Origin of the sequence: Nocardioides bruguierae (assembly GCF_023554635.1) — a bacterium.
Taxonomy (GTDB): Bacteria; Actinomycetota; Actinomycetes; order Propionibacteriales; family Nocardioidaceae; genus Nocardioides; species Nocardioides bruguierae.
On the sequence record NZ_JAMJPH010000030.1, the window covers coordinates 1 to 10,395 of the forward strand.

The window sequence follows — 10,395 nt, forward strand, 5'->3', positions numbered from 1 at the left end:
CGCTCGGCCCCACGCCCGGCGCCGCCTGGGCGCCCCCCCCCCGCCGACGGCCCCCGGAGCAGCTGCTCCGGGGGCCGTCGGCGTCTGGGTGCGGGGCCGCTCAGTCGGTGGTCGGGGGCGGCTCCTCGCCGCGGCCGCGCAGCGCCAGGTAGACCGCCCGCAGGCCGACGGCGCGCTCCAGCTCGCGTACCACCAGGCCCAGCAGCTGGCTGCGGTAGCTCTCGTCGGTGACGGTGGAGACAGCCAGGTAGAGGAAGGAGAACGAGCCCAGGAAGAGGGAGACCTTCACCAGCGCCACGCTCAGGTTGCTCAGCAGCGGCAGGGCGGCGACGTCGGAGGCCGTCCAGGTCTCCTGCACGGTCGGGTCCATGGTGATGACCCCGAACAGCAGGAAGAACACCGTGACCAGCGCGGAGAGCAGCAGCAGCTGCCCGGCCTGGAGGATGACGAGGAACAGCACGAGGTTGGTGCGCTCGTAGCCCGAGACCTGGGCCCGGGCGACCGGGTCGGCGGCCGTCCCCTCGCTCCCCTCCCGACGCCGCGCGAGCAGGTCGCGGCAGGCACCCGCGAGCGGGGTCCCCTCGCAGGCCCGCCTCAGGAAGTCCTCGTCGACGGCGTCGTCGAGACGGTCGACCTCCTCGGGGAGCCGCACCACCAGGAAGCCGATGGCCAGGGCCACGAACAGGACGAGGGTCAGCCACAGCGCTCCCCCGGCCAGGGACGCGGACAGCTGCCACACCTCGGCGTTGATGAACAGGAACGTGACGAAGACCAGCAGCAGCGGGAGCGCCCGGGTCAGCTGCGGCAGCAGGTGGCGCACGTTGCCCAGCGTGCGGGTGCCCGCCCAGCGCACCACCGGACCGGCCTGGAGGGTGGTCAGGGCGTACCAGAGCCCACCGGCGACCACGCTGGCCACGACCAGGGCGGGCGCGGCGCTGACCTGGTCGGTGAGCACCGCCAGTAGCACCCCCAGGGCGGCGGAGACGCCCACGGCCACCCCGAGGCGGGGCAGCGTGCGGCGCGGCGAGAGGCCCTCGCGCACCTGGGCGCGACGCTCGGGCACGAAGTAGGGCAGGCCGTGCCCGTCGAACCACTTGTCGGCGGCGGCCAGCGTCTCCTCCACGCTCTGCGGCGCGTCCTCCTCGCGGCGGCGACGGCGCAGGCGCGGGCGGGCCGTGCCCGCGGTCGCCAGGGGCTCGGTGGGCGCGGGCTCGGTGGGCGCGGGTGGGTCCTCGCCGCCGGCGGGCGGGCCGTCGGTGGCGTCGTGCTCGTCGGGCGGGGTCACGCCGGGTCGATACCCAGGATCTCCCGGGTCCGAACCACGTCGTGGTCCATCTGCTCGATCAGCGTCTCCACCGACTCGAAGGCCACCATGCCGCGGATGCGGTCGACGAAGGTGACCTCGACCTGGGCGCCGTAGAGGTCCAGGTCGGTCTGGTCGAGCACGTAGGACTCGACGCGGCGGTCGCGGACGCCCTCGAACGTCGGGTTGGTGCCGACGGAGATCGCGGCCGGCCAGGTGCCGGCCCCGTCGAGGCGGCGCAGCCAGCCCGCGTAGACGCCGTCGGCGGGCACCGCGATGGTGCCGGGGATGGGCACGTTGGCGGTGGGGAAGCCCAGCTCGCGCCCCCGCTGGTCGCCCCGGACGACGGTGCCCAGGATGCCGTGCGGTCGCCCCAGGGCCTCGCCGGCGCCGGCCACGTCCCCGGTGACCAGGCAGGTGCGGACGTAGGTCGAGGACCACACCTGCGGGCCGCCGTCCAGCGGGATGCCCTCGGCGGTGAAGTCGTGCGCGGCGCCGACCTGCGCCAGCAGCGTCACGTCCCCCGCGGCCCGGTGGCCGAAGCGGAAGTTGGCACCCACGACGACGGCGGCGGCGTGCAGCGCGTCCACGAGGACGCGGCGGGCGAACTCCTCCGGGGTCCAGCCCGACATCTCCCGGGTGAAGGGCAGCGCGACCACCTCGTCGGCGCCGGCCGCGTGCAGGAGGTCGGCCCGCTGCTCCAGGCCGGTGAGCGTGGTGGGGGCGTGCTCGGGCCGCAGCACCGCCATCGGGTGGGGGTCGAACGTCACCGCCACCAGGCGGAGCCCGCGCTCGTCGGCGACCGCCCGCGCGCGCGTCAGCACTCGGCGGTGCCCCAGGTGCACGCCGTCGAAGTTGCCGATGACCACGGCGGTACGGCCGAGGTCAGCAGGCAGCTCGTCCAGGGATCGCCACAGCGTCACGGGCGCCACCCTAGCGGGCGCCCGAGGGCCCTCCCGGGTGGCCCGGGCGCACGCCGCGCCGGTGCGAGATGGGTCTCAGCCCGCGCGCCGGATCTGGGCCCCGACTGCCTCGGCCACCTCGGGGGTGATGGCGGTGATGCCGTGTGCGTGGGCGGCGTGGTCGGCGACCTGGCCGAGGAGACCGTCCTGCGTCTCGTCGGTGAAGGTGGCCGGGCAGCCGGGCATGACGTCGCCGCAGGCGAGCTCGAACTTCATGGTGACTCCTCGTGGTGGTGGCCCTGGTGGGCCGGGTTGGGGGGGTGATGTGTGGTGTGGGGTCGCGGCCGTGGGTGACGGCTCCTCGACCGTGCGCTCCGGGGGGCTCCCGGGAGCGGGCACGCGGACCCAGAAGGCGGCACGTTCCTCGTCCTGCTCGAGGCCGAGGGTGCCGCCGTGCACGACGGTCAGCGCGCGGGCGAGGTAGAGGCCGACGGTCAGGCCCGCCTCGCCGTGCCCGGTGTTGAACGGCTCGAACAGGGAGCGAGCCGTCTCGGGTTCGACGGGGTCGCCGGTCCGCACGACGCGGAGCTCGACCCAGCTGCCCACGGTCCGCGACTCGAGCGAGACGCGTCGGGGCAGCGGCTGGGTGGTGGCGGCCGCGGACCACAGGTCCCGCAGCACGCGCATGAAGAGGACCGGGTCGACGACCACCCGGAGCCAGGGCCCGTCCCCGCCGACGTCCTCGGGCCGGGTGACGGCCGAGGCGAGCCGGCCGACGGAGACCTCGCGGGCGTCGAGGTCGAGCCGGCCCAGCATGGCCGCGGTGAGCAGCTCGACCTCGGAGACGCGGTCGGCGAGGGAGTCCAGCGACTGCTGCAGCCGCTCGAGGGCCCGGACGCGGGTGCCGGGATCGACGGAGAGGTCGCCGAGCAGGCCGACCCATGCCTGGGCGACGGCCAGCGGGGAGCGCAGGCCGTGGGTGAAGACCGTGAGGAAGCGGTCCCGTTGCTGGGCGGTCTCCCCCTGGGGGCGGTTCGTCACCTGGGCCGCCCCGGCCTCCACGAACGCGGTGACCCACCGGTCGAGCAGCGCAGGCTCGACGGCGTGCGCCGCGGCGACCGCGGCCCGGGGGTGCCCGGCCAGCACGTCGAGCACGGCACGCACCCGGAGGTCCTGCGCCGACCCCAGGTCGTCGAGGACCGGGTGCGGCACGGCGCTCGCGGCCATGGGTCACTCCCTCTCTCCCCCGTCGCAGGTTAGGCGAGGTGGAGGGCCCGTGGCGCCCCCGCTGCGGCATTCGCACCGACCGATCCGCGGGCATGACCCGATCGGACTAGTCCCGCACGCCGACCGGCGACAGGGCCCGCCGGACCCGGGCCTCGGCGGGCCATCCAGGAGCCCGCGTGAGCCTCAGACGAAGACCGCGGTGGGGCGGGCGGTGCCCGGCTGCTCGGCGTCGGGCTCGTAGAGCGCCAGGAAGGTGCCGTCCGGCGCGAAGAGGGCGGTCAGGCCAGCCAGCTCGATCGTGAGCCGTCGTCCGACCCGCACGGCGGAGGCGTCGTCCTCGCCCAGGTCGACGGCGGGGAACGCCGCGCGGGCCGCCTCCGCGATGGGCAGGACGACGGCGCCCGGCCCGCCCTCCTCGGCGAGGTCCGCCAGCTCCGTCAGGCTGCGGGCCTGCGCCAGCGCGTACGGGCCGACGGCGGTGCGTCGCAGGGCGGTGAGGTGGCCGCCCGTGCCCAGTGCGCGACCGGCGTCGCGGGCGATGGCCCGGACGTAGGTGCCGGAGCTGCAGCGCAGCGACACGTCCACGTCGAGGACCCGGACGCCGTCCTCGGTGGTGGCCGTCCACGCCTCGCCCGTGGTGAGCTCGTGCACGGTGACGGGGCGCGCCTTCAGCTCGACCTCCTCGCCGTCGCGCACGCGCTGGTAGGCGCGCTTGCCGTCGACCTTGATCGCCGAGACGGCCGTCGGCACCTGCAGGAGGTCGCCGGTCTGCGCGGCGAGCGCGGCCCGGGCATCGGCCTCGGTGACGTCGCCGAGCCCGGCGGCCTCGACGACCTCGCCCTCGGCGTCGTCGGTGGTGGTCGCGACGCCGAGGCGGACCGTGGCGTCGTAGCCCTTCTCGGTCAGCATCAGGTGCCCGAGCAGGCGCGTCGCACGGTCCACACCGAGCACCAGCACGCCCGTGGCCATGGGGTCGAGCGTGCCGGCGTGGCCGACCTTGCGGGTGCCCACGAGGCGGCGCACGCGCGCCACGACGGCGTGGGAGGTGATCCCGGCCGGCTTGTCGACGACGACGAGGCCGGGGACGGGGGTGGGACGGGGGGCGTCCGCCACGTCAGTCCTCGTCGCGGTCGTCGGTGTCGTCCTGCGCGTCCCAGTCGTCGTCCAGGTCCTCGTCGCGGACGCGGGGCTTCTTGTACGGGTCGGACTCGCCGGCGTAGGTGTCGCCACGCAGGGCGGCGACCTCCTCGTCCTGCTGCTTGGCGCGGGCCAGGACCTCGTCGAGCTGGCGGGCGGTCTCCGGCAGCGCGTCGGCGACGAAGGTGAGGCTGGGGACGTGACGCATGCCGAGCTGCTTGCCGACCTCGGAGCGGATGAGTCCCTTGGCGGACTCCAGCGCCTGGGCGCTGGCGATCATCTGGGCCTGCTGGTCCTCGACGCTGCCGAGGACGGTGTAGAAGACGGTGGCCTGCTGGGTGTCACCGGAGACCCGGACGTCGGTCACGGTGACGAAGCCGAGCCGCGGGTCCTTGATCCGACGCTCGAGCATCTCGGCGACGATGACCTGGATGCGGTCGGCGATGCGGCGCACGCGGGGGCTGCTCATGGTGGTTCCTCTCGAGGTGTCCGCCGCCCCGCCGACGTGAGCGGGGCGGACGCGCCGGGGGGGCCCCCCCCCCCGGGGGGGGGCCCCGGGCGCGGGCGGGGGGGGGGGGGGGGGGGGGGGGGGGGTCGCCGCGGGGGCGGGCCCCCCGGACGCGGTACTGCTGGGTGGTGCTCAGGCGCGGGGGATCTCCCGCATCTCGAAGGCCTCGACGATGTCGCCCTCCTTGATGTCGCCGAAGTTCTTCAGGACCAGACCGCACTCGAAGCCCTCGCGGACCTCGGACGCGTCGTCCTTCTCGCGCCGCAGCGACGCCAGGTCGGCCGACTCGACCACGACGGCACCGTCGCGGATGAGGCGCACCTTGGCGTTGCGTCGGATGACACCGCTGGTGACCATGCAGCCGGCGATGTTGCCGATCTTGGAGGACCGGAAGATCGCGCGGATCTCGGCCTGGCCGAGCGCGACCTCCTCGTACTCCGGCTTGAGCATGCCCTTGAGGGCCGCCTCGATCTCCTCGATCGCCTGGTAGATGACCGAGTAGTAGCGGATCTCGACGCCCTCCTTGTCGGCCATCTCCGTCACCTTGCCCTGCGGGCGGACGTTGAAGCCGATGATGATGGCGTCGGAGGCGGAGGCCAGGTCGACGTTGGTCTCGGTGATGGCACCGACACCGCGGTCGATGACCCGGATGCCGACCTCGTCGCCGACGTCGATCTTCGCCAGGGCGTCCTCGAGGGCCTCGACCGAGCCGGACACGTCGCCCTTCAGGATCAGGTTCAGGTCCTGCGACGCGCCCTTCTCCATGGAGGCCATGAAGTCCTCGAGGGTGCGGCGGACGCGGCGCTTGGCCTGCATCGCAGCACGCTCGCGGGCCTCGCGCTTCTCGGCGATCTGGCGAGCCATGCGGTCGTCCTCGACCACGATGAAGTTCTGGCCGGCGCCGGGGACGGCGTTGAGGCCGAGCACCATCGCGGGGCGCGACGGGTCCGCTTCCTCGATGTTCTCGCCGTACTCGTCGAGCATGGCGCGGACGCGACCGTGGGCCGGGCCGGCGACGATCGAGTCGCCCACCCGCAGCGTGCCGCGCTGGACCAGGACGGTGGCCGTCGGGCCACGACCGCGGTCCAGGTGCGCCTCGACCACGAGGCCCTGCGCGTCCTGCGTCGGGTTGGCACGCAGGTCGAGCGAGGCGTCGGCCGTGAGGACGACGGCCTCGAGCAGGCCCTCGAGGTTGAGCTGGGACTTCGCGGAGACGTCGACGAACATCACGTCGCCGCCGTACTCCTCGGGCACCAGGCCGTACTCGGTCAGCTGGCCGCGGACCTTGGTCGGGTCCGCCTCGGGCTTGTCGACCTTGTTGACCGCCACGACGATCGGCACGTTCGCGGCCTTGGCGTGGTTGAGCGCCTCGACCGTCTGCGGCATCACGCCGTCGTCCGCCGCGACCACGAGGATCGCGATGTCGGTGGCCTGGGCACCACGGGCACGCATGGCGGTGAACGCCTCGTGACCCGGGGTGTCGATGAAGGTGATGCGACGCTCGTTGCCGTCGACCTCGGTGGTGACCTGGTAGGCACCGATGTGCTGGGTGATGCCACCGGCCTCCTTGTCGACCACGTTCGCGGAACGCAGCGCGTCGAGGAGCTTGGTCTTTCCGTGGTCGACGTGACCCATGACGGTGACCACCGGGGGCCGGATGGCCAGGTCGTCCTCGTCGCCCTCGTCCTCGCCGAACTCGAGGTCGAAGGACTCGAGCAGCTCGCGGTCCTCGTCCTCGGGGGAGACGACCTGGACGTCGTAGTTGAGCTCCTCACCGAGCAGCTCGAGGGTCTCGTCGTTGACCGACTCGGTCGCGGTGACCATCTCGCCGAGGCTGAAGAGCATCTGCACGAGCTGGGCGGCGTCGACGTTGATCTTCTCCGCGAAGTCGGTCAGCGAGGCGCCACGGGCGAGACGCACGGTCTCCCCGTTGCCCTTGCGGACGCGCACGCCGCCGATCGTCGGGGCCTCCATGGCCTCGAACTCCTGACGACGCGCCCGCTTCGACTTGCGACCACGACGCGACGGACCGCCGGGGCGACCGAAGGCACCCTGGGTCTGGCCGCGACCACCGGGACGACCGCCACCGGGGCGGCCGCCGAAGCCACCGCCACCGGGACGACCCGGAGCACCGCCGCCGGCGCCCGGACGACCCGGGGCACCACCACGGCCGCCGGCGCCACCGCGACCCGGGGCGCCACCGCGGCCGGGGGCCGGGCGGGCGCCGGGACCGGAGCCGAAGGCAGCCGGGGACTTCGGCATCATCGCCGGGTTCGGGCGCGGGACGCCCGGAGCGCCGCCACCCTGACGGGGAGCGGAGCCGTCACGACCGGCCGGCGGCCGCGGGGGACGCTGCTGGTCGTTGCCGCCGGGAGCAGCCGGGCGGGGAGCGGGCCGCTGGCCCATGCCCTGGCTGGAGGCGAACGGGTTGTTGCCGGGGCGCGGGGCGCCGCCACCACGGCCACCGCCGGGGCGGGGGGCCGAGGGCTTGCTGCCGGAGCCACCACGGGCCGCGGGGGCCTGCGGAGCGGGGCGGGGGCCCGGGCGGGGGCCGCCGGGGCGCGGGGCGGAGCCGCCGTCCGAGGACGGGCGGGAGCCGCCGGTCGGCCGGGGGCCGGCCGGACGCGGGGCCTCGGTGCGCGCGGCGGGAGCCGCCGGAGCAGCCGGCTGCTCCGGGGCGGGCGCGGGCGCCTCGTCCTTCTCCGGCGCGGGGGCGGCCGGGCGCGGGGCCGGCTTCGGGCCGGGCTTGGGCGCGTCAGCGACCGGGGACGGCGCGGGCGCGGCCGGCTTGGGGCCGGGCTTGGGCGCTGCCGGGGCGGGCGCCGACGAGGCGGGGGCGGAGCCGCCGCCCTTCAGCGTCGGGCCGATCTCCTTGCGGAAACGCATCTCCGCGGGCAGCTCGACGGTCGAGCTCGCCGACTTGACGAACTCCCCCATCTCCTTGAACTTCTCGAGAACGAACTTGCTCTCGACTCCGAACTCCTTGGCGAGCTCGTGAACTCGGGTCTTGGCCACGTTTCTCCTCCTGGCCTCGAGACCCGAATCCGGGGGTTGTCTCTCGAGACCGTCAGTGGGTGTGCAAACTCATCGTGAGTAACTCATCGAGTGCTCATGAGCTGCTGCTCCAGTTCCTGGTCAGGCGGCCGGCCCCGGTGGGCCGGTCGGTGTCGGTCGTGACGCGGTCGAGGTACTGCCGCACCGGTGCGCTCTCCAGCGGAGCCCCGGCTGCTCGGCGCAGTGCCCGGGGGAACGCCTTCCTGCGGACGGCGAGGTCGTAGCACGCGGTCGTGGGGTGCAGGTGCGCCCCTCGGCCGGCTGCGACTCCGCGGGGGTCGGGGAGCACGGCAACCCTGCCGTCCTCGTCCGTGCCCACCACCGTGCGCAGCAGATCGCGTCGTGGTGCCCGCCCCCGGCACCCGATGCAGGTGCGGACGGGGCCGTCGGAGGACGGACCGTCTGCTTCTGCAGGGAGTGCTGGGCTGATCACCGTCGTTCACCTTACCCCTTCGCCCCGACCGGAAACGAACCGGAGGGGGCCGCTGCCGGTGTGCGCTGCGCCGCTCGGGGCGTCGGGCCGGGCCTGGCGACGACGCACGACACGCCCGACACCGGGGGCGTCGGGCGTGTCGCGTGCGTGCGGGGGCTCAGTTGATCGGCGAGGACCCGACCGTGACCGTCGCGGAGTGGCTGGTGCCGGAGGCGTCGCTCCAGGTGACCTTGACGGTGTCCCCGGGGTCCAGGGAGTCCATGGCGGAGGCCAGGTCGTCGTAGCCGTCGACGGTGGTCCCGCCCACCTTGGTGATCAGCGAGCCGGCCGTGATGCCGGCGTCATCAGCCGGGGAGCCGGACTCGACCTCGGCCACGGAGGCCCCGCCGGTGACGTTGGCGTCGATCGAGACGCCCAGGTAGCCCGAGGCGCCGATCTGCACGGTGCCGGACTCGGTGCCGGACTCGATCACGCTGACGATCGCCAGGGCGTCCTCGATCGGGATCGCGTAGCTCTCGGCGACGTTGCCGCTGCTGGCGGCGGTGGTCATCCCGACGATCTCGCCGTCGGCGTCCTCCATGGCGCCGCCGGAGTACCCACCCACGACGGCGACGTCGGTCTGGAGCAGGCCGTCGAGGTCCTCGGAGGAGATGCCGTACTCGCTCTGGGTGGTGATCTGCTGGTCCGTCGCGGTGACGGTGCCGTCGCTGGCCGACAGGTAGCCCTGGCCCTCGGCGTTGCCGACCGCGGTCACCTCGTCACCGACGGCCGCGTCGCCGTCGTCGTCGATCGTGACGGTCGTCAGGCCGCTGGCGTTGTCGAGCTGGAGCAGCGCCACGTCGTTCTCGGCGTCGTGGCCGACGACGGTGGCCGTGTAGGTCTCGCCGGTGGTGGCGACCTCGACCTGGATGTCGGTGGAGTCCTCCACCACGTGGTAGTTGGTCAGGACCAGCCCGTCGGAGGTGAGCACCATGCCGGAGCCGGCGGCCTCGCCGTCGGTCAGGGTCGTGGTGATCAGGACGAGGCCCTGCGACTGGGCGTCGGTGGCGTCGGTGGCGGTGGCCTCCTGCTCCACCGTGGACGACGAGCCACTCTCGGAGCCGTAGCCGTACGTCCCGCCGCTGGAGCCGCTGGACCCGCTGGACCCGTCGGTGCCGCCGTACCCGTACCCGTAGGTGCTGCCGCCGTCGGTGCCGCCGTCGGTGCTGCCGTCGGTGCTGCCGTCGGTCGAGCCCGACCAGGGGTCGGTGGAGGTGCCGCCGTCGGTCGAGGTGCCGTCGTCGGCGCTCGGCGCGGTCTGGGTGGTGCTGGAGGCGGCGGTGGTGGTGCCACCGTCGGCGACCACGCGGCCGGTGGCGAAGCCGAGACCGGCGGCCACGACGCCGGCGACGGCGACCACGGCGATCGCCTGGCGGGCGCGGCGGCGTCGAGGACGGACCGGCGCGACGGGCGCGACGGCGGGGGCGCCGTGGCCGGCCCACGCGCTGCTGGTCGGCATGTCGACGTGCGGGCTGCCCACGGGCGCCGGCGCCAGGGGGCCGGCCGGCTCGTGGGAGTCGTGGGGGGTCGTGCCGCTCGCGTTCGAGGCGGCGGCCGGGTCGCGGTCGTCGCCCGGGGTGCTGGTCCGCTCGTTGTCCATGCCGTGCAGTCAACGTGTGCCGGCTGCGACCCGGCTGACCCTCACCTGGGTGCTTCCTGTGCGTCTCGGAAGCCTCGCGGGCTCGCGTCCCCACACCCCCGGGCGCCCGGATGGCAGCGGCGGGGCCCCCCCCCCCCGGGGGGGGGGGGCGCCCCCCGCCCCGGGGGCCCGGGCCCGCGGGGGGGCACACCC

The 10,395-nt window shown here is 74.7% G+C and carries 8 protein-coding genes; all 8 read right to left on the bottom strand.

Annotation, left to right across the window (positions count from 1 at the left end):
• Window positions 1-100: 100 nt before the first annotated feature.
• Window positions 101-1,285, bottom strand: a complete 1,185-nt coding sequence (locus tag M8316_RS16990) for a hypothetical protein (RefSeq protein ID WP_250056539.1) — start codon at window positions 1,283-1,285, stop codon at window positions 101-103.
• Window positions 1,282-2,226 (bottom strand): bifunctional riboflavin kinase/FAD synthetase, encoded by a 945-nt coding sequence (locus tag M8316_RS16995; RefSeq protein ID WP_250056541.1) that lies wholly within the window; start codon window positions 2,224-2,226, stop codon window positions 1,282-1,284. Before M8316_RS16995 ends, M8316_RS16990 begins: the two co-directional genes overlap by 4 nt.
• A gap of 75 nt (window positions 2,227-2,301) precedes the next feature.
• On the bottom strand, window positions 2,302-3,432 hold the full coding sequence (locus M8316_RS17000; RefSeq protein WP_250056543.1) for a DUF1059 domain-containing protein: 1,131 nt from the start codon (window positions 3,430-3,432) through the stop codon (window positions 2,302-2,304).
• Between the two features lie 183 nt (window positions 3,433-3,615).
• Window positions 3,616-4,545 (bottom strand): tRNA pseudouridine(55) synthase TruB, encoded by a 930-nt coding sequence (truB, locus tag M8316_RS17005; RefSeq protein ID WP_250056545.1) that lies wholly within the window; start codon window positions 4,543-4,545, stop codon window positions 3,616-3,618.
• Window position 4,546: 1 nt separating this feature from the next.
• Complete coding sequence (rbfA, locus tag M8316_RS17010; protein ID WP_250056548.1) at window positions 4,547-5,038, bottom strand: 30S ribosome-binding factor RbfA; 492 nt, start codon at window positions 5,036-5,038, stop codon at window positions 4,547-4,549.
• A 171-nt stretch (window positions 5,039-5,209) separates the two neighbouring features.
• Window positions 5,210-8,092, bottom strand: coding sequence for a translation initiation factor IF-2 (gene infB, locus M8316_RS17015; protein WP_250056550.1), 2,883 nt, complete (start codon window positions 8,090-8,092; stop codon window positions 5,210-5,212).
• A 94-nt stretch (window positions 8,093-8,186) separates the two neighbouring features.
• Window positions 8,187-8,564, bottom strand: a complete 378-nt coding sequence (locus tag M8316_RS17020; RefSeq protein WP_308196048.1) for a YlxR family protein — start codon at window positions 8,562-8,564, stop codon at window positions 8,187-8,189.
• A 157-nt stretch (window positions 8,565-8,721) separates the two neighbouring features.
• Entirely contained in the window at window positions 8,722-10,203 is a 1,482-nt protein-coding gene (locus M8316_RS17025) for a S1C family serine protease (protein ID WP_250056552.1), read from the bottom strand.
• Window positions 10,204-10,395 lie beyond the last annotated feature (192 nt).

What these genes read in the sequence shown, in the direction of transcription:
- M8316_RS17000 (WP_250056543.1), bottom strand. Translation starts at nt 3,432, where the DNA reads ATGGCCGCGAGCGCCGTGCCGCACCCGGTCCTCGACGACCTGGGGTCG.
- rbfA (WP_250056548.1), bottom strand. Translation starts at nt 5,038, where the DNA reads ATGAGCAGCCCCCGCGTGCGCCGCATCGCCGACCGCATCCAGGTCATC.
- M8316_RS17025 (WP_250056552.1), bottom strand. Translation starts at nt 10,203, where the DNA reads ATGGACAACGAGCGGACCAGCACCCCGGGCGACGACCGCGACCCGGCC.